The organism is Vibrio sp. 970 (assembly GCF_033339075.1).
Genome location: NZ_JAWOTW010000008.1, coordinates 103,834 through 124,366 on the forward strand (window position 1 = coordinate 103,834; position 20,533 = coordinate 124,366).

General features: G+C 44.4%; 18 protein-coding genes and 1 other annotated feature. Of the genes, 14 read left to right on the plus strand and 4 right to left on the minus strand.

Annotation, left to right across the window (positions count from 1 at the left end):
* The first annotated feature begins 156 nt into the window (after positions 1–156).
* On the plus strand, positions 157–723 hold the full coding sequence (gene yeiP / locus R7Q11_RS13700; protein ID WP_005376801.1) for an elongation factor P-like protein YeiP: 567 nt from the start codon (positions 157–159) through the stop codon (positions 721–723).
* Between the two features lie 2 nt (positions 724–725).
* Positions 726–1,046: an HI1450 family dsDNA-mimic protein gene (locus R7Q11_RS13705; protein WP_005376800.1), complete on the plus strand. Its 321-nt coding sequence runs from the start codon at positions 726–728 to the stop codon at positions 1,044–1,046.
* 187 nt (positions 1,047–1,233) lie between these two features.
* On the opposite strand, the gene rluB is transcribed toward R7Q11_RS13705, so the two are convergent.
* Entirely contained in the window at positions 1,234–2,172 is a 939-nt protein-coding gene (gene rluB, locus R7Q11_RS13710) for a 23S rRNA pseudouridine(2605) synthase RluB (RefSeq protein ID WP_005376798.1), read from the minus strand.
* Between the two features lie 565 nt (positions 2,173–2,737).
* On the opposite strand from rluB, the gene R7Q11_RS13715 reads away from it, so the two are divergent.
* Positions 2,738–3,448, plus strand: coding sequence for a calcium-binding protein (locus R7Q11_RS13715; RefSeq protein ID WP_005376796.1), 711 nt, complete (start codon positions 2,738–2,740; stop codon positions 3,446–3,448).
* Positions 3,449–3,541: 93 nt separating this feature from the next.
* Here R7Q11_RS13715 and R7Q11_RS13720 read toward each other — a convergent pair whose 3' ends face one another.
* Together R7Q11_RS13720 and rnm are read right to left on the minus strand one after the other, a co-directional pair.
* Positions 3,542–4,162, minus strand: a complete 621-nt coding sequence (locus R7Q11_RS13720) for an L-threonylcarbamoyladenylate synthase (RefSeq protein WP_005376791.1) — start codon at positions 4,160–4,162, stop codon at positions 3,542–3,544.
* Between the two features lie 59 nt (positions 4,163–4,221).
* On the minus strand, positions 4,222–5,079 hold the full coding sequence (gene rnm / locus R7Q11_RS13725) for an RNase RNM (RefSeq protein ID WP_005386777.1): 858 nt from the start codon (positions 5,077–5,079) through the stop codon (positions 4,222–4,224).
* A 95-nt stretch (positions 5,080–5,174) separates the two neighbouring features.
* Between rnm and R7Q11_RS13730 the strand changes: the two genes are divergently transcribed.
* The 8 genes from R7Q11_RS13730 (at position 5,175) to R7Q11_RS13765 (ending at position 13,118) form a co-directional block, all read left to right on the plus strand.
* Entirely contained in the window at positions 5,175–5,300 is a 126-nt protein-coding gene (locus tag R7Q11_RS13730; protein ID WP_005376787.1) for a trp operon leader peptide, read from the plus strand.
* Positions 5,247–5,350, plus strand: a sequence feature (Trp leader region). Its footprint overlaps the gene before it by 54 nt.
* A gap of 126 nt (positions 5,351–5,476) precedes the next feature.
* Entirely contained in the window at positions 5,477–7,042 is a 1,566-nt protein-coding gene (locus tag R7Q11_RS13735) for an anthranilate synthase component 1 (RefSeq protein WP_154205181.1), read from the plus strand.
* Between the two features lie 16 nt (positions 7,043–7,058).
* Positions 7,059–7,667, plus strand: coding sequence for an aminodeoxychorismate/anthranilate synthase component II (locus R7Q11_RS13740; protein ID WP_206949235.1), 609 nt, complete (start codon positions 7,059–7,061; stop codon positions 7,665–7,667).
* 37 nt (positions 7,668–7,704) lie between these two features.
* Positions 7,705–8,715: an anthranilate phosphoribosyltransferase gene (gene trpD / locus R7Q11_RS13745; protein ID WP_017635721.1), complete on the plus strand. Its 1,011-nt coding sequence runs from the start codon at positions 7,705–7,707 to the stop codon at positions 8,713–8,715.
* A 13-nt stretch (positions 8,716–8,728) separates the two neighbouring features.
* Positions 8,729–10,168, plus strand: coding sequence for a bifunctional indole-3-glycerol-phosphate synthase TrpC/phosphoribosylanthranilate isomerase TrpF (gene trpCF / locus R7Q11_RS13750; protein WP_206949236.1), 1,440 nt, complete (start codon positions 8,729–8,731; stop codon positions 10,166–10,168).
* 64 nt (positions 10,169–10,232) lie between these two features.
* A complete protein-coding gene (trpB, locus tag R7Q11_RS13755) occupies positions 10,233–11,423 on the plus strand; it encodes a tryptophan synthase subunit beta (protein WP_005445041.1) in 1,191 nt (396 codons plus the stop codon).
* Complete coding sequence (gene trpA, locus R7Q11_RS13760; RefSeq protein ID WP_025767264.1) at positions 11,423–12,229, plus strand: tryptophan synthase subunit alpha; 807 nt, start codon at positions 11,423–11,425, stop codon at positions 12,227–12,229. The genes trpB and trpA overlap by 1 nt, the downstream gene beginning before the upstream one ends.
* 196 nt (positions 12,230–12,425) lie before the next feature.
* Positions 12,426–13,118: a Crp/Fnr family transcriptional regulator gene (locus R7Q11_RS13765; RefSeq protein ID WP_225466517.1), complete on the plus strand. Its 693-nt coding sequence runs from the start codon at positions 12,426–12,428 to the stop codon at positions 13,116–13,118.
* Positions 13,119–13,247: 129 nt separating this feature from the next.
* On the opposite strand, the gene R7Q11_RS13770 is transcribed toward R7Q11_RS13765, so the two are convergent.
* Positions 13,248–14,789, minus strand: a complete 1,542-nt coding sequence (locus R7Q11_RS13770; protein WP_225466518.1) for a long-chain-fatty-acid--CoA ligase — start codon at positions 14,787–14,789, stop codon at positions 13,248–13,250.
* 543 nt (positions 14,790–15,332) lie between these two features.
* Between R7Q11_RS13770 and R7Q11_RS13775 the strand changes: the two genes are divergently transcribed.
* The 3 genes from R7Q11_RS13775 to R7Q11_RS13785 all read left to right on the plus strand — a co-directional run bounded on the left by R7Q11_RS13775 (position 15,333) and on the right by R7Q11_RS13785 (position 20,466).
* On the plus strand, positions 15,333–16,592 hold the full coding sequence (locus tag R7Q11_RS13775) for a dicarboxylate/amino acid:cation symporter (protein ID WP_005376774.1): 1,260 nt from the start codon (positions 15,333–15,335) through the stop codon (positions 16,590–16,592).
* 156 nt (positions 16,593–16,748) lie between these two features.
* A complete protein-coding gene (locus R7Q11_RS13780) occupies positions 16,749–17,933 on the plus strand; it encodes an acyl-homoserine-lactone synthase (RefSeq protein WP_225466519.1) in 1,185 nt (394 codons plus the stop codon).
* Positions 17,926–20,466: a hybrid sensor histidine kinase/response regulator gene (locus tag R7Q11_RS13785; protein WP_225466520.1), complete on the plus strand. Its 2,541-nt coding sequence runs from the start codon at positions 17,926–17,928 to the stop codon at positions 20,464–20,466. The genes R7Q11_RS13780 and R7Q11_RS13785 overlap by 8 nt, the downstream gene beginning before the upstream one ends.
* Positions 20,467–20,533: the final 67 nt, after the last annotated feature.

A 20,533-nucleotide genomic window follows, 5' to 3' on the forward strand; every position in this document is an offset into this window, starting at 1 on the left:
CTATATGTTCTCTTAGCCAACTCACCGAATCAAGTCCATTCAGGTGTTTAGTCATGGGAGTAACAACAAATTTCTGCAATGAATTTTAATGCTAGGCGGCTAACTTAGCGCTATAATCACCGGGTTTTGCTTAATAAGTATGAATAGGAATATACAATGCCAAAGGCAAGTGAAATCAAAAAAGGCTTCGCAATCGAGTCTAATGGTAAAACTCTTCTAGTTAAAGACATCGAAGTAACGACTCCTGGCGGTCGTGGCGGCGCTAAAATCTACAAAATGCGTTGTACAGATCTAAACACGGGCGCACGTGTAGATGAGCGTTACAAGTCTGATGACGTTGTTGAAACGGTAGAAATGAACAAACGTGCAGTTGTGTACTCATACGCTGACGGCGATGAGCACATCTTCATGGATAACGAAGACTACTCACAATACACATTCAAGCACAATGAAGTTGAAGACGACATGCTGTTCATCAACGAAGATACACAAGGTATCCACATTATCCTTGTTAACGGTGCTGCAGTGGGTATTGAACTACCATCTTCTGTTGAGCTAGTGATTGAAGAAACTGACCCTTCAATCAAAGGTGCTTCTGCATCTGCTCGTACTAAACCAGCACGCTTCGCTTCAGGTCTTGTCATCCAGGTTCCTGAGTACATTGCAACTGGTGACCGTGTTATCATTAACACAGCTGAACGTAAATACATGAGCCGAGCATAAGCATGTCTGATTTGATTTCTTACGACGACGTCATCGACGCAGCGTACGACATTTTCCTTGAGATGGCTCCAGATAACCTAGAGCCAGCTGACGTGATTCTGTTTACTGCGCAATTTGAAGATCGTGGTGCCGCAGAACTTGTTGAAACCGGTGATGACTGGGTTGAACATGTTGGCTTCGAGATCGACAAAGAAGTATATGCAGAGGTTCGTATCGGCCTAGTAAATGAGGAAAATGACGTTCTTGATGACGTATTTGCTCGTATGCTAATCAGCCGAGACCCTGAACATAAGTTCTGCCATATGCTTTGGAAACGCGATTAACGTTTCTTCATCATGAACAAAGATACCAGCCTAGTGCTGGTATTTTTTTATCTGTTGTTTTCGTCTAGCTGAGATATATGTTTATACAAAGCACCCTGCTCTATATAGGCTTTAGATCCTTTTGTTATGTAACAGATAAGAAAAAGGCTTGCCGAATTGGCAAGCCTTTCTGATGTTTTGCTATCGATTAACGATGCTTGTTGCGTGCGCCTTGGTCACCAGCAGTCTTCTTCGGCTTACGACGAGAAGGGTTGTTGCTGCGACCTTTTGGCGTGTTAACACGCTCTTCATGGCGCTTAACTGCGCGACGAATTTTTTGGCTGCGTGCACGCTCTCGTTTGCGTGACGTATTGTCTTTGTTCAGATCAAGCATGGTTTCTTTCTCTGGACGAAGCTCTACAAGCTCACGCAAGTAGTTTACTTCTTTCAGGTCAAGTTCCATCCAACCGCCACGAGGCAGTTTCTTGTCTAAGAAGATGTCGCCGTAACGAACACGTTTCAGACGGCTAACGGTACACTCTTGCGATTCCCATAGTCGACGAACTTCGCGGTTACGACCTTCGTTGATAACAACGTAAAACGTGTGGTTCATGCCTTCACCACCCGCGTAAACAACATCTTCAAAGCGAGCTAAACCGTCTTCCAGTTCAACACCTTTTACTAGATTACGAACTTTCTGTTCAGTTACTTCACCGAACACACGTACTAGGTATTCACGTTCAACTTGGCGGCTTGGGTGCATTAAGCGGTTCGCCAGTTCACCATCCGTTGTGAAAAGTAGAAGACCAGAAGTGTTCGCATCCAGACGACCAACTGAAATCCAACGAGAGCCACGAATTTTTGGCAGACGATCAAAAACAGTACGACGACCTTCTGGATCGTGACGAGTACACAGTTCACCCTCAGGTTTGTAGTACGCAAGTACACGACAAATCACTTCTTCTTGAATCTTTGCAGAGACAATGTGACCATCGATACGAACTACGCTGCTCTCGTCTTCAAGTCTTTCACCAAGCTTAGCGACTACACCGTTCACGCTAACGCGACCAGATTTAATTAACGATTCAATCTCACGACGAGAACCGTGACCAGCACGTGCTAATACTTTTTGTAACTTTTCGCTCATTTATCTACCTATGTGTCGTCTTCACAGACGTCTAGACCAGGATTGGTCTGTATTTTGCTATTTACCCATTTCAGTGGGATTTTTCGGTCGGACATTATACGTAACTTTCTTAGTTAATGTAAGCTAAATCGGCGCCATTCTCCACACCAAAATTCACTTCAAAAATGACCGAAATATTTGTCCTATTCTGCAACTTTTTTACTACTTAAAGCAGGCATTGCTCAACGAGAATCCCACTAATATCGGTCTTCCTGAACCACTTTAACCACGCGGTACCTGATAAAATTGTCAGGGTTACAACAATAACCACTTGGGGTGTGTTTACTGTTCGTATTGCTAGAAAGCAACGAAGAATAAGCCGTCCCTGTTTGCTGCTAAGTAATACCAATCACCGCAGACAATGAGCGCTCATAGCAAAGCAAGGTCGTGGGTAACAAGACAAAAATTGTCTTTAAGTCATTAGTTCACATCAAAAATAACACTAATGCTATCGTGTACTCTGACTCACTAGGTTCGCTCTGCACTCTCGGTGATTGGCATAAATCAGACAAAAAGGAATAGAACAATGTCTATGCTAAATCTCGACCTAAATTGGATTTTTGGGACATCTCAAGATGACGATATGACAGGCACAAAAGGCTCTGAAACAACCGATATTTTCTTCGGCTTCTGTGGTGATGATAAGTTTGTAGGATACGGAGGTAATGATATTGTCTTCGGTGGCTGGGGAGACGATACCTTGCTTGGTGGCCGAGGTAACGACTTTGTTTCTGGCGGCTTTGGAAACGATTTCCTATCCGGCGGATTAGGAAACGACAAACTCTTTGGTGGCTGTGGCGACGACACAATTTTTGATTATTCAGGCAACAACTACTTGAGTGGTGGCTGGGGTAACGACACACTCGTTGTTGGTGATGGTGAATCAGTACTGAGCGGTGGCTGTGGAGACGACACCTTCGTGCTTACAAACCGCCTGGCTATTGGTGTACCTGATCAGCCAGTATCTTCCAACGATATTGATGTCAAAGCCGACATTGTCGATTTTAATATTTTCCATGACAAACTTGTCTTTGATATGGGCCGAGACACTGATAACGATGGCATTCGAGATACGTTCTTGGATTCAGCGGATGATCTGACTTTATCTTACAATGAATGTGGCTGGGCAGTATTCTCAAGTGATGAATACAATGTTGAAGTGACACTAAACGGTGTGAGCTCTGCATACATCAACTATGCAGAACAAAATGGTATCGACATTTTCGATTTCGCTTAACCTCAATCAGTTAAGTTCAATGAGATATTCGATATGACAACTAAAATAGGAGGCGCGATGCCTCCTATTTTGTTTGGCGGTGGTGTGCGTCTACTATTCGAATGGTGCAGGGTCACCTGATCCCAAACGAACTACAACAGGTTCACCTTCGCTAAAGTCAATTACAGTCGTAGGTTGTTCACCTAGGTAACCGCCATTAAGAATCACATCAACCGCATGTTCTAGTTTATCGCGAATATCCTCTGGATCAGATTCTGTTACGTCACTGCCAGGTAGAATCAACGACGTAGACATCATCGGCTCACCTAATGCTTCCAACAAGTCCAAGGCAATTTGATTGTCTGGGACACGGATACCGATGGTCTTACGTTTTGCATTCATCAAACGACGCGGTACTTCTTTAGTACCTTTGAAGATGAAGGTGTAAGGACCTGGTGTGTTATTTTTCAGCAGTCGGAATGCAGAGTTATCCACTCGCGCATAGAGAGAAAGCTCCGACAAATCACGACACAGTAAAGTAAAGTTATGCTTATCATCCAGACGACGAATCTGACAGATTCGTTCCAGTGCCTGTTTGTTCTCCAACTGACAGCCAAGTGCGTACCCTGAATCAGTAGGGTAAACCACAACGCCGCCGTTACGAATGATTGCTACTGCTTGATTAATCAAGCGAGCCTGTGGGTTTTCTGGGTGAACGTAAAAAAACTGGCTCATTGTAATTCCTCATTATCGAGCCTCTCGGCTCTATATTTTTATGGGTTCTCGACTTCGTATTACTGAGTATTATTCAACGAAGGATCTATTCCCCAATCTTTCCAAACTGGTTCGACGCCAGCAGGCAACCATAGGTTCCTTCCTAGCTCCATCCACGGTGATGGGTAGTGAAAATCACTGCCTTGAGAGGCTAATAGTTTGTATTGTATAGCATAATCAGCCAAGTTGCGCCTTTCTTGTTGCGCTTGCTGTGGCTGTGCAACTTCCATCGCATCACCACCCGCTTCGACAAACGCTGCTAGAAGACGCTTAATCCACTTCGCTGTCAACTTATATCTACCAGGATGCGCTAATACCGCCATTCCACCAGCCGCATGGATAGCATCAACCGCATCCTTCATCGAACACCAATTCGGTGGTACATAACCTGGGTTATTACGCGTTAGGTATTTTTTAAACACCATTTGCATGGTTTTTGCGTAACCATTATCTACCAACCATTTCGCGAAATGCGCTCTTGTCACTGGAGCATCACCGGCGATTTGCCTTACCTCTTCAAGCACACCTACTCGAGTTGCTTTTTGTAGTCGCTCTGCAATTAACTCAGATCGTGTTATGCGATGCTGCTTCTGTTGTTCTATGAGGGCAGATAATTGTTCATTTTCCGGATCGATATTCAGGCCGACAATATGAATATCTTTGTTTTGCCAGACGGTCGATATCTCAATGCCATTGATGATTTTTATCGGCAAATTATTATCTTGAACGTATTGCTTAGCTAACGCCAAACCGTCAACCGTATCATGATCAGTGATCGCCAAAACCTCGATATCAAAACTCAGCGCCCTTTCCACTAAATCTTTAGGTTCTAACCGACCGTCCGATGCAGTGGTGTGACTATGTAAATCAATTCTCATATTTTTATCGTTTTAATGCCGTTTTGGGGTTGACTTTTTACTCTCGCACTAGTTAACTAGTACACAAATACAAAGTACGTAATTTAAGGTTCACCATGTTACAAGAATTTAACCAAAACCAAAAAGCGAAAGTTGCGGTTTGTCTTAATAAGGCAAACTCATCAGATCTTGCTTGGTGGCGCACTTGGACTAGTTCTTGGTGGGCAAACGTATACTTCTAGTTTATAGAACCAAACGTTGTAAAGCCCGCTACTTAAGCGGGCTTTTTTGTTTTGTTGCTCATTTCACATTCAACTGCCTAAACATTAATCGAATATAGCCAACTCTAGATTGGGAGAACGTTTGCTTTATGCGACTATGTACGGCAGGAAGATTTAAACAGCTACAAGGAGGTCTTGTGAACAAGGCCATTGAAATTAAGAAACTTGGACAGCTTGAAGCGCTAACGGCTTCCGTCCCTTATACTCAAGACCCGACTCGCTTGTTCCACACACTATGTGAGAACAAAACTGACAGCCTATTGCTGGAATCTGCTGAGATCGATTCAAAGCAAAATTTAAAATCCCTGCTGATCGTAGATTCAGCGGTTCGCATTGTTTGCTTCGGCCATACCGTTAGCATGCACGCCTTGAGCAATAACGGTAAAAACCTACTGTCTCACCTAAACCAGAACATCCGTGGTGACGTTGAGAGCAAGTTCGATGGCGAAACGCTAACTTTGCAGTTTAACCAGCCATGCGACACGTTAGATGAAGACTCTCGCCTACGTGAAGCCTCTTCTTTCGATGCGCTACGTTTGGTTCAGCATAGTTTTGATATTTCACAGCAAGACAAACACGCAATTTTCCTTGGTGGTCTGTTTGCCTACGACTTAGTCGCAAACTTTGAGCCGCTTGGTAATGCCGAAGCAACAAATCAGTGTCCAGATTACGTTTTCTACGTCGCGGAAACACTACTTGTTGTCGACCATCAAACGGAATCTTGCCAGCTTCAAGCGACGTTGTTTGTTGATGGTTCAGAGAAAACAGCGTTAGAGACTCGTATTGCAGAAATTAGCGCCCAGTGTGCAGCGCCAAAACTGTTGCCGAGTGCAGAGCAAATAACAGATGTAACGGTAGAACCTAGCGTGTCTGATGCAGACTTCTGCCAAACCGTTCGCGACTTAAAAGAGTTCGTAGTGAAAGGCGATGTATTCCAAGTTGTACCGTCTCGTAGATTCACTCTACCTTGTCCTTCTCCACTGGCGGCTTACAAAGAACTGAAACAAAGTAACCCAAGCCCTTACATGTTCTACATGCAAGATGAGCTGTTCACTCTGTTTGGCGCATCACCTGAAAGCGCGCTTAAGTATGAAACCGATACCAACCAAATTGAAATCTACCCAATTGCAGGCACACGTCGCCGCGGTAAGCGCCCGAATGGAGAGATCGATTTCGACCTAGATAGCCGCATCGAACTTGAACTACGCACCGACATGAAAGAAAACGCAGAACACATGATGTTGGTTGACTTGGCACGTAACGACGTCGCTCGTATTGCTCAAGCTGGCACTCGCCACGTAGCAGACCTTCTAAAAGTCGACCGTTACAGCCACGTGATGCACTTGGTATCACGCGTGGTTGGTCAACTGCGTGAAGACCTAGACGCGCTGCACGCATACCAAGCTTGTATGAACATGGGCACGCTCACTGGTGCACCAAAGATTCGCGCAATGCAGTTGATTCGCGATGTGGAAGGCGCACGTCGCGGTAGCTACGGCGGTGCGGTTGGTTACCTAACTGGTGAAGGCACACTCGACACGTGTATCGTCATTCGCTCAGCTTACGTAGAAAACGGCATTGCTCAAGTTCAAGCTGGTGCAGGCGTGGTGTTCGACTCTGATCCGCAAGCGGAAGCAGACGAAACGCGCGGCAAAGCACAAGCGGTAATCTCTGCTATCCAAGCAGCGCATAAGTCACAATAAGGAATAGGGTTCAGAGATGGCTAATATCATTTTTATCGACAACTTTGACTCGTTCACCTACAACCTTGTGGATCAATTCCGCTCGCTAGGTCACTCAGTCAAGATTTACCGAAACAACATTCCAGCAGAAACCATTGAACAAGCGATAAACGAGCTTGAAAACCCGGTGGTTCTGCTATCGCCAGGTCCTGGCGCACCGTCAGAGGCAGGCTCAATGCCGGAGCTTATCCAACGCATGAAAGGCAAAGTGCCGATGATCGGAATTTGTCTTGGTCACCAAGCGATTGTTGAAGCATACGGCGGCACCGTTGCTGGCGCGGGCGAAATCATTCACGGTAAGGTATCTATGATGGAGCACCAAAACCATGCGATTTACCAAAACCTACCATCACCACTTGCAATTGCACGTTACCACTCGCTGGTTGCGACCAAGGTTCCTGAGAGCCTAACCATCACAGCAGAAGTGGATGACTTGGTAATGTCTGTTGTACATGAAGAAGATAAAGTTTGCGGGTTCCAGTTCCACCCGGAATCTATTATGACGACCTACGGAGCAACACTGTTGGCCAATGCCATTGAATGGGCACTTGAAGAACAAACTTCAGCGACCCCACTCACTGCTTAAAAAGCACTTGGCACATAAGAAATTTAGGAGAGGAAATATGGAAGCAATCATCAACCCTATTATTACCAAACTGTACGAGCAAGAATCGCTTACTCAGGAAGAGAGCCAACAGCTATTCGACATCATTATCCGTGGTGAACTAGATCCAATTTTGATGGCGTCAGCGCTGACTGCACTAAAAATCAAAGGCGAAACGCCAGACGAAATTGCAGGCGCGGCAAAAGCACTGCTGGCAAACGCAAACCCATTCCCTCGTCCAGATTATGATTTCGCGGATATCGTAGGTACTGGCGGCGACGGTCACAACACCATCAACATTTCAACCACTGCGGCGTTTGTTGCTGCAGCATGTGGTCTAAAAGTAGCGAAACACGGTAACCGCAGCGTTTCAAGCAAATCGGGTTCTTCTGACCTTCTTGATTCATTTGGTATCAACCTAGCTATGAGCGCAGAAGATACGCGCAAAGCGGTAGACGATATCGGTGTTGCTTTCCTATTTGCACCTCAATACCACGGTGGTGTGCGCCATGCGATGCCAGTGCGTCAAACCATGAAAACACGCACCATCTTTAACATTCTTGGCCCACTGATTAACCCTGCTCGTCCTAACATCGAATTGATGGGCGTTTACAGTGAAGAACTGGTTCGTCCTATCGCAGAAACCATGCTACAAATGGGTATGAAGCGCGCCGCTGTAGTACACGGCAGTGGTTTGGACGAAGTAGCAATTCACGGTGAAACAACCGTTGCCGAAATCAAAGACGGTAAGATCACAGAATACAAATTAACGCCTGCAGACTTCGGTCTAGAAGCGCACCCACTAGAAGCAATCAAAGGTGGCGATCCTGAAGAAAACAAAGCGATCATTACCAATATTCTGACGGGTAAAGGTACAGACGCACAATTGGGCGCAGTGGCAGTAAACGTTGCTCTGCTAATGCGTCTATTCGGCCACGAAGATTTAAAAGCCAACACGCAACAAGCGATTGAGGCAATGAATTCAGGCAAGGCGTACCAATTGGTACAACAACTTGCCGCACACGCTTAAGGAATTGAAGAAGATGACTGACTTCAACACTCAGCAAGCTGACAACCTGTCTGAACACGTTTCTAAGAAAGAAGCAGAAATGGCAGAAGTACTGGCGAAAATTGTCCGCGACAAATATCAGTGGGTAGCAGACCGTAAGGTGTCTCAACCGCTAAGCACATTTCAGTCTGATTTGCTTCCATCGGACCGCAGCTTCTACGATGCTCTGAGTGGCGAAAAGACGGCCTTCATCACCGAATGTAAGAAGGCATCTCCTTCTAAAGGTTTGATTCGTGATCACTTCGACTTGGATTACATTGCATCGGTTTACAACAACCATGCTGATGCGATTTCAGTCCTAACAGACGAGAAGTACTTCCAAGGTAACTTTGACTTTCTTCCTCAAGTCCGTGGTCAAGTCAAACAACCGGTTCTGTGCAAAGACTTCATGGTAGATACCTACCAAGTTTACCTAGCGCGTCATTACAGTGCTGATGCCGTGCTATTGATGCTTTCTGTCTTGAATGACGAAGAGTACAAAGCGCTAGAAGAAGTAGCGCACAGCCTGAACATGGGTATCTTGACCGAAGTCAGCAACGAAGAAGAGCTTCATCGTGCAGTTAAGCTAGGCGCACGCGTTATCGGCATTAATAACCGTAACCTTCGCGACCTAAGTACTGATTTGAATCGTACTAAAGAACTGGCACCGACAATTCGCGAACTGGCTCCTAACGCAACAGTAATCTCAGAATCTGGCATTTATACACATCAACAAGTTCGTGATTTAGCGGAATACGCAGACGGCTTCTTGATTGGTAGTTCACTGATGGCGGAAGACAACCTAGAGCTTGCAGTACGCAAAGTGACGCTGGGCGAAAATAAAGTCTGTGGCTTAACGCACCCAGATGACGCAGCGAAAGCGTACCAAGCTGGTGCGGTATTTGGTGGTCTGATTTTTGTCGAGAATTCGAAGCGTGCGGTCGACCTTGAAGGTGCGCGCTTAACCATGAGCGGTGCTCCACTTAACTACGTAGGCGTGTTCCAAAATCACGATATCGATTTTGTTGCTTCTGTCGTGACCTCTTTGGGTTTAAAAGCGGTGCAACTGCACGGTCAAGAAGACCAAGCTTACGTTAATCAGCTAAAAGCAGAGCTACCAGCATGTGTTGAAATCTGGAAAGCTTACGGTGTGACAGATGCGAAGCCAGAACTGCTTTCGGACAACATTGACCGTCACCTATTAGATGCGCAAGTTGGCACTCAAACAGGTGGAACCGGACAAGTGTTCGACTGGTCACTGATCGGCGACCCAAGTCAAATTATGCTAGCGGGCGGACTGTCGCCAGAAAATGCTCAACAAGCAGCGACACTAGGTTGCTTGGGATTAGATTTAAACTCTGGTGTAGAAAGCGCACCAGGCAAAAAAGATTCACAGAAGTTGCTTGCGGCATTCAGCGCCATTCGCAACTACTAAAGCTGGATATCAGCTAAAAAATTTAAAGCTATTCGTAGCGAAAAATACGAGAAGGAATATAACGATGGCAAAACTGAATGCCTACTTTGGCGAATACGGCGGTCAGTACGTTCCGCAAATTCTAGTTCCAGCACTGGAGCAACTAGAGCAAGCGTTTATCGACGCGCAAGAAGATCCAGAATTCCGCAGCGAATTCATGACGCTTCTCCAAGAGTATGCGGGCCGTCCAACGGCTTTGACTCTAACTCGTAACCTAACCAAAGGTACGAAAACCAAACTGTACCTAAAACGTGAAGACCTACTTCACGGTGGCGCGCACAAGACCAACCAAGTGTTAGGTCAAGCGCTACTTGCAAAACGCATGGGTAAAAACGAAATCATCGCAGAAACAGGCGCAGGCCAACACGGTGTAGCAACTGCACTAGCGTGTGCGCTGCTTGGCCTTAAGTGTCGCGTTTACATGGGTGCAAAAGACGTTGAGCGTCAAAGCCCGAACGTATTCCGTATGAAGCTAATGGGCGCAGAAGTTATTCCTGTCCACTCGGGTTCAGCAACGCTTAAAGACGCATGTAACGAAGCGCTACGCGACTGGTCTGCAACTTATGAAGACGCGCACTACCTACTAGGTACAGCGGCAGGTCCTCACCCATTCCCAACCATCGTGCGTGACTTCCAACGCATGATTGGTGAAGAAACGAAGAATCAGATTTTGGCACGTGAAGGCCGTCTTCCTGATGCGGTTATCGCATGTGTGGGCGGTGGTTCAAACGCTATCGGCATGTTTGCTGACTTCATCGAAGAAGAAAGCGTTCGCCTAATTGGTGTTGAGCCAGCAGGTAAAGGTATCGATACTGACCAGCACGGTGCACCACTTAAGCATGGTAAAACAGGCATCTTCTTCGGTATGAAAGCGCCATTGATGCAAGATCCAAACGGCCAAGTTGAAGAGTCTTACTCAGTATCTGCTGGTCTTGATTTCCCTTCAGTTGGTCCACAACACGCCCACCTAAACGCAATCGGCCGTGCTGAATACGACAACGTAACAGATGATGAGGCGCTAGAAGCATTCCAAGAGATTGCGCGTCACGAAGGTATCATCCCTGCTCTAGAATCTTCTCACGCACTGGCTCATGCACTGCGTATGGCTCGTGAGAACCCAGAAAAAGAGCAATTGTTGGTTGTTAACCTATCTGGTCGTGGTGATAAAGATATCTTCACTGTGCATGCCATCCTAGAAGAAAAAGGAGCAATCTAATGAGCCGTTATGAAAAGATGTTTGAGCGCCTAAACGAAAAGAACCAAGGCGCGTTTGTACCGTTCGTAACGGTTTGCGATCCAAACGCAGAGCAGTCTTACAAAATCATGGAAACACTGGTTGAGTCTGGCGCAGATGCCCTTGAACTTGGTATTCCATTTTCAGATCCGCTAGCCGATGGCCCAACCATCCAAGGCGCTAACATTCGCGCGTTAGATTCAGGTGCAACACCAGATATCTGCTTCGAGCAAATCGGTAAGATCCGAGCTAAGTACCCAGAGTTGCCTATTGGCCTTCTGATGTACGCGAACCTTGTTTACTCTCGTGGTATCGAGAACTTCTATGAGCGTTGTGCAAAAGCAGGCATCGATTCTGTTTTGATTGCAGACGTACCAACTAATGAAAGTGCTGAATTTGTTGCTGCTGCAGAAAAGTTTGGTATTCACCCAATCTTCATCGCACCACCAACGGCAAGTGATGAAACACTGAAGCAAGTATCAGAGTTGGGTGGCGGATACACTTACCTACTCTCTCGTGCAGGTGTTACTGGCGCAGAAACCAAAGCAAACATGCCTGTAGGTCATATGCTCGATAGACTGAACCAATTTGATGCACCACCAGCGCTACTTGGTTTTGGCATCTCTGAGCCTGCACAGGTGAAACAAGCACTAGAATCTGGTGCGGCTGGTGCAATTTCTGGTTCAGCCGTGGTAAAAATCATTGAAGCGAACGTTGAGCAGCCACAAATTATGCTCGACAAGCTAGGTGAATTCGTTTCTGCAATGAAAGCTGCCACTCAAAAATAATTTCAGTTTGATATGACACAACAACGCCCGCTTAACATTATGTTTAGTGGGCGTTTTCTTACTATCGCGTTTATACCACGTCATTTTTTGTTCAACGCCCGCACTTTCCAAATCTATCTCAAGCAGAGCACTCAAAGAGTGTTAAGCTTGGGTAACTTAACTAACTCAATAAAGCAATGTGCAGTAAGGTTGCTACATGGAAGAAGTCAAAACACTGCTAGCCAAATGTCCTGTACTATCAGGGCTGCCAGATAAAGGGCTTAGTGAAGCAGCGCAAATGACTAAGGTTCGCTGCTTCGACGAAAAAGCACTGATTTGCAATAAAGGTGCGCTTCAATCTTCTCTTATGGTCATAGCTCAAGGTGCAGTGAGAGTGAACTCAATTAGTTCAAAAGGCAAAGAAGTCACACTGATGATTTTCGAAGCTGGTGGCTGGTTTGGAGACAATGTTTTTTCTCCCGGCATGCCTCGTATTTTTGGTGCGACCGCGCATTCGGACGTGACTGTAATGGAGCTTCCTGGAGATAAATTTCGCCAATTACTCGCCAAATACCCTCAAAGTTACCCCACTATACTCGACTTACTTAGCCGCCGCTTGTGGTCTGCTATTTCTGTTATCGAAGATGACGCGATTAGAGGAATTGAAGAACGAGTCGCCAAAAGGTTGCTGCTACTTGCTGAATACCAACTTAATCAAGCGATCGATACTCGACCATGCGTTGTCAGGGTAACAAGAGAACATATCGCTAACATGATGGGGCTAACTCGTCAGAGTGTACACAAGATACTAAAACGATTAGAAAGTATCGGGATGCTAGAGCTAAACTATGGCTCAGTAACCATTACCAATCCGAAGCGCTTAGAAGAATACTTTAAAGAACTCGAGTAATAGATCCATTCAACAAACGGTAAGTATTGTCTAACGATAGCTAAAAACCTTATGCATCTAATTGGTCAAGAGCACAACACCATTTGCGCTTAGGCAAGTGGCGCTGTGACACAAAGACCATTGAATTGACTAAGCTATATTCAATTCAGATTTCAACTCACGTTTCAAAATCTTTCCTGTCGCACTCATCGGGAGGTGCTCACGAATTTCGACATAACGAGGATATTTAAACGAGGCTAATTGCTCTTTACCCCACTTTTGTAATGAATCGGCGTCAATGTATTCTTTTGGTTTAAGTATAACGTAGACTTTTATCTCTTCGCCATACTCTTCATTTGGAATCCCTATCACCGCGACCATTGAAACTGCAGGATGAGTCATGAAAACTTCTTCAATTTCTCTGGGATAAACATTAAATCCACCTCGAATGATCAGATCTTTCATTCTATCGACAATAAATAAATTACCTGAACTGTCAAAGCGGCCCACATCACCAGTATGGAACCAACCATTTTGTAGCGCAGATTCAGTAACTTCTGGGCGGTCAAGATATCCCTTCATAACATTATGACCACGCACAACAATCTCACCTTCTTCGCCTATCGGTAGTGCATTACCTTCAATATCGATAACTTTTACTTCGACACCTTGAACCGGTTGACCTACCGAGCCTGGTATGCGCTCCTGATCCAAATGATTAAAACATGCAATAGGACTTGTCTCCGATAACCCGTATCCTTCTAAGATCGGCACATTAAATGTTTCTTCAAAGGTTCGAAAGATTTCGGTTGGCAATGGCGCACCACCGCTTACTGCAACACGCAATGACGAGGTATCAAATTGATGCTGCACATGAAGCAGACCGATGTACATCGTTGGCACACCAGCAAATATCGTCACCCTATGTTTTTCCACCAGCTCAAGAACATGTTTAGGCTCAAACCTAGGCACTAACACCAATGTTGCCCCGCCCAAAACACTAGCATTTAAGTGGACGGTTTGACCAAATGTATGAAATAAAGGCAAAGTTACTAAGTGAATATCATCGGCCTGGCTGCCCATAATATTTTGTGCCACCAGAGCGTTCATTATGATGTTCTGCTGGGTCAGCTCAGCGCCTTTTGGTAAGCCTGTCGTCCCTGATGTATACAAAACCACACAAGTATCATCCGCATTACGCGGTATATAATCCGGCAACGGTTGGACATCGGCTATAAACGCATTGAGAGTTATTACACCATTCCAATAGCTTTGATCTTGAGATTGAGTCAGTACGACTATGCCTTCGCATGTATCGACTTGTTCAAAGGCTTTGACGCCCTCTTTTGCCATTGGCAGTTCTTTCGTCCCTTCAAAGCAGAAATAAAACTTCGCTTTTGAATCTTCTAAGTGATACTTAATTTCTCGCGCTTTCAAAAGCACATTTAATGGGACTGCAACCGCGCCAGCTTTTTGTATTGCATAATAAACAAACGCGAAAAAAGGAATGTTTGGGCATGAAATCGCAACGCGGTCACCTGGCTTTACGCCTTTATTGATTAAAGACGCTGCGATCTTGCCGGCGATCGCATTAAACTGCGCATAATTTATCTTTTCAGCGCCACATATCAACGCCGTTTTATCTGGTTTACTCGCAGCATTTCTTTGTAACGCAGCAGCAAGATTCATCATAGTCTCTTCACCTCTTACTTGTCTTTCTCGTCTAATCAGCTCAGGAGCATTAACTAAGCAAGTTATCCTTAACACTGGATCGTCAGCATTTGATTCTCACCAGTCATTACCATTTAACATTATGTTTACAACGCAATCAGGACTAAGAATGTAAAGCAATTAACATTTCAGAAGGCAAATTAATAAAAGTGTGAGCTTGAAAGAGATGAATTGTTATAAATATCACCCCAAGTCACTAAAAACTCTGACTGCAATAGCAAATACAAAAGCGGTTAAAATTAACAAAAAGAAAACAAATAAAGAAAAATAAACTTGAACAATCCCAAGCGTAACCCTTATAAGAAAAATCAATAGCAAACGTTTGCTACTGAACAAAACTTTATCGTTCGTCAATAAAATATCGATTAATCCATCAATAATACCTTGCTGCATATTGCCAATTGTAAACGATAAGTGTAAAAAGCAAGGCGAGATAATTATCCGTAAATCCATTTATGGTTAGTGGGTAATTTTAGGATTTTACATTTTATTAGCACAGAGGTTATGGAAGTGTTAAAAGAAAAGAGTTTGCTAAACAACATTGGCGTACAAGTCGTAATCGCCATGATCGTGGGCACAGCCGTTGGTGCCATGATGGGTCATGATGCGACAGTGTTCGCTCCTTTAGGTGCTATCTTTATCAACTTAATCAAAATGTTGGTTATTCCTTTGGTCGCTGTAGCCTTGATTTCTGGCGCCGCTGGTCTTGGGAACAGCCAGTCAGCAGGTAAAGTTGGTATCGTCACTCTAGGTTATTTTGGTTTAACATCCGCCCTAGCCGTTGCGCTTGCACTATTTATGGGTGAAGTATTCCAACCAGGCATGGGTATCGACGTCTCTGGCGTTGAAGGCATGTTCTCAGCAGAATACGCTTCAAAAGGTGAACTACCTACTTTCTGGGCAACCATCACTGGTATGATCCCAACCAACGTTTTCCAATCACTAAATGAAGCAAACATCCTACAGATCCTCGTTTTCTGTATGTTCTTTGGTATTGCGATTTCTAAGCAAGCAAAAGAACGTCGTGAACCAATCATCAATGGTGTTAACTGCATCGTTGACGCAATGGTTTGGATGATCAACAAAGTAATGATCATTGCACCTATCGGTGTATTTGGTCTGATGGCAGAAGCCGTCGGTACGTTCGGTTTTGGTGCGCTAATGGTGGTGTTTAAACTGTTCGTTGTTTACGTTGCCGCCATCCTAATCTTCGGTTTCGTTGTTTACCCAGCAATGGTGCATGTTTTCACGAAGACATCTGCGAAGAAATTCCTGTCTTCAATGAAGAAACCGCAAGCAGTTGCGCTTTCAACAGCGTCTTCTATGGCAACACTGCCTGTCACAATGGACACCTGTGAAAAAGAGCTGGGCGTAAAAAATTCAACTGCATCATTTGTTCTGCCTCTAGGCGCAACGATCAACATGTCAGGTAATGCGATTTACTATGGCTTGGTTGCTATCTTCTTTGCTCAACTGTTCAATATCGATCTAGGCATGGGCGCTTACATTGCAATTATCGTAACGTCTACATTGGGTGCGGTTGGTCAAGCGGGTGTTCCTGGCCCTTCTTTCCTAGTGGTTGCCGTGCTTCTTGCCGCTGGCATTCCAATTGAAGGTCTACCGCTGCTATTCGCTCTTGACCGTATTTTCGATATGATTCGTACAGCACTGAACATCACAGGTGATGCTGCATGTGCAGTTATCGTTGATGCGCTAATTGAAGAAGAAACGGCAGAAGCTGAGCTAAAAAAGCAAGAAGCCTAACCCTTTCTTGAATAGACCAAAAACCGCTCATAATGAGCGGTTTTTTTGTCTTTTCTTGCATTACGTAACTATACAAATAGAAACCGATGGCATAAATTTTTCAAAATGATATAAACCATTACAAAATATAACAAAACGTTAGAACTAGGTTATATCATGAGTCTTGAGCAATCTTTGGAATATCTCACCAAAACAAATTTGCCGATCGAATCAAAGCAGCAGGCACTGGTTGACTCAGTTATTCTTACCCTAACGAAACAAAAACGAGATGCTCTTTTTCAACAGGTTGCTCTGTATCGAATAAAACTGCTTAAATCTCTCTTTCCTAAACACGCATCAAAAAGTCTTTCTGCACTATTTGAGTTAATGGATTATCGAGATTTAGTGCAACAGTATCCGACAGGTTTCTCCAAAGAGATTCATTTACTTGAACAACTTGCCGCAGATTGTTACCCGCATTGGATGGTTTTCTGGTGTCAATGCGAGATCGAAGCAATCAAGCAAAAATATCCTTCAAACGAAGCTGCGATTCCTACTCCGCTTCCGTTTGACGACCACAGCTATACTAGCGTGTTAATTGAAGATATCGCAGATTGCGATCTTGAGGTAATGCTGCCAAATCATGCAGCGTTAATGCCGATTTCCGAAGCGATCACACTGAGTAATCTTGAGCTTTTCGTCCAAACTGAACAATGGTTTGAAATCTTGCCTCTTTTATCACTCTCGCAAAAAGGGCAGCACTTTGCGCTCTTGCTCAAATCGTCATCTTCACCAATCATGGTCTCCTCCGCTTTAGTGCAAAGCTGGCATCAACGAAATAACTGGCTCAGTTACTCACCACAGTTTAGTAACGAACAATGGCAGTTTTGCTTTCCTAATCATGGGTACAGTGTTCTCAATCAACTGGGTATTTTGGGGTGTCGTGCTCTAACTCATGAGCACACTCTTATTGAGTTTGATGCTCAGTTTCAATCTCGTGTAAAGAACACTGAAGCGGTTTGCGAAGTGCTGCGCCTTACGGTGGGAGGCAACATCCAACAAAAGCTGTATTTTTTGTATCTGGCGCAAAAAACAATGATGAGTGAGCTTTATAAAACAGGCTATAAGCTCGGCTTTACCATTATTGAGCAAGTATTTATGTTAAATTTCTATCAATCTATTGATTTAAGTGCCTACTTTCACTCAGGATACCGCGACATTAACGGTGACGGTACCAAGACATACCGCGGTTTCTGGAATTTAGGTATGATGGTTGAAGCATTTCAAGACATACAATTTCGCGACTACAAACATTGCGTACGAACAAAAAGAATGGATAAAAAGGTGAATGAGCATGCTTGATGTTCATTTGCATGGTCTCTTTTACCCAAAAGCAATGGCATTGTACGCGACTGTACTAATAGTATTCGCTTGGCTACTGTATTACTGCTATCGCCTAAAACAGAAGAGTGAATCAATCTTAGGCTCGCATCACGCGCCTTACATCGCTTATTCCAGCTGTGTCATTGTTTGGATAAGCAGCAACGCCTATTTCCATACCGATTTATTGCCAGAATTAGGCTCTGTTGGTGGTATTTTTATGGCTAAGTTAGCGAACTTAGCGTCTTTTTTCGCCTTTGCGTTTGCATTCTATTTTTCTTGCCAGTTAACCGCAGATGTTAAAAAAACAGCGGTCAAAGTCTGGCAAAAAGTCGTCTTTGTCGCACTAGCAACGTATTCACTGTACATCAACTTAGTGCCGAATCTTACTGTCGAAAATGTCACCATTAGTGGTCCAAGCCAGTTCGTCATTGAATTTGGCCCACATACCTCATATTTTTTCATTAGTTTGCTAGCTTTCGTGGTACTAACGCTGCTTAACTTGATTGCCATGCGCGCTAACAGCAGCAAGCTCACGCTAGCAAAAAGCAACTATATGATCGCTGGCATTTTGGTATTCATGTTATCTACGGCAGTGATACACCTTGGAATGACGTATTTCCTTGGCGACTTCTCCCTAACTTGGTTACCACCAGCACTTTCAATCAGCGAAATGTTGTTTGTGGGCTATGCCCTACTTACCTCCCGCTTCTACAGCGCTAAATATCTCACGTACTTAACGGTAAGCGCGCTCTTAGTCTGCGCCATTTTTGTTCTGCCGCTAGGGGCGATATTTATTCCTATCTCTGAAGATAACCAATGGCTTGTTGCGGTACCTTTATGCGCGCTTATCGGTATCAGTTGGCACTTGCTTTTTAAGCGAGTCAGTCGTTTCGCTTCATACTTTATTTATGGGAAACGACACACTCCCGTTCAGCAAATCCTTGGGTTAGAGGAAGAGTTTAAACGCTCAATAGATGATGCTATGCGTCAGTTGGCATCGTTACTTAACATACCAAACAACAAGCTACAGCTAGTCACTAGCAATTACACAGAAACGTTTTACGAAGAGTACCTGCCGTCAAGCAAGTCAGTTCTCGTGCTTGATGAGTTGTCTGAAGAAATTGATTATGCCTCCTCTTCTAAAGGGTCGATGAGAAAGCTCTACGAGCGTATGCGCTCAAGCAATACTGCGCTCGTTATGCCTCTCTTCGGTCGTGGAAAATCTGTTACTCACTTGCTGATTTCTTCACATAAAATAGATAATAAGCTGTTTTCTAATGAAGAAATCTCAGCTCTGCAAACGTTATTAGTTCGCATCCAGAGCACCATTGAAGCCGATAGAAAGGTACGCCAAAGCCGTGCGCTGGCTAACTCCATTGCACATGAAATGCGTAACCCTCTCGCTCAAGTACAATTACAATTTGAAGCTTTAAAACAGCATATAGAGTCAAACGCCTCACTGGATATGCTAAAAAGAGAAATTGATAAAGGTGAAGCCGCTATACAACGCGGTCGACAACTTATCGATATTATTTTACGAGAAGTTAGCGACAGCTCACCAGAGCATGAGCCTTTAGCTCTCACTTCCATACATAAAGCCATCGACCAAGCAGTAAGCCGTTATGGTTTTGAAAACGATCAAATAATTGAGAGAATTAACCTGCCACAGGCACACGATTTTGTCGCGAAGTTAAATGAGACCCTGTTTAACTTTGTCATTTTCAATTTGATTCGTAACGCTATCTACTATTTTGATTCTTATCCCGACAGTCAAATTGAGATTCGTACCCAGACGGGGGCTTACGAAAACATTCTGATCTTCCGAGATAGTGGGCCAGGTATAGATCGCAGTATCTTACACAAGATATTTGATGACTTTTTCTCGTATCAAAAAAGCGGAGGCAGTGGCTTAGGTTTGGGCTATTGCCAACGTGTTATGCGCTCCTTCGGAGGACGAATAGAGTGCCAGTCTGAATTGAGCGAGTTCACAGAATTCTACTTGTATTTCCCAGTCGTACCAAACGCACCAAAACCAGAGACATTGAGAGCACCGGACTTTGATAACTGGAAAGCAACTCCATCACATTCTGAAAATCATTCAGCTCAACACGTACAAGTATGTAAAGATGCACCAACAGTGCTCATTGTTGATGACAAAGAGGTGCAACGCACCTTGGTACAGATGTATTTAAAAAGATTGGGAGTCAACAGCTTACAAGCAAATAATGGAGCCTCTGCGGTAGAACTATTCCACTCTCACAAGATTGATCTCGTTCTTATGGATGTCCAAATGCCGGTAATGAATGGATTTGACGCAAGCCAACGGATTAAGCAAATCACATCCTCCGTTCCAATCATTGCCTTATCTGGTGAGTCTGGAGCTAGAGAGTTGGAGCTAATTTCGAAACTCATGGATGACAGACTCGAAAAGCCCACCACGTTAAATGCACTTCAAGTCGTCATCCAAAGATGGTTACAGAACGAGAATTTTGCACCTTCCAACACTTTTTAATTTGCAAATATAGAATTGGCACTAGATGTGCATTATTGGAGTAAATCGAATTATCCAGAAGGTCAAG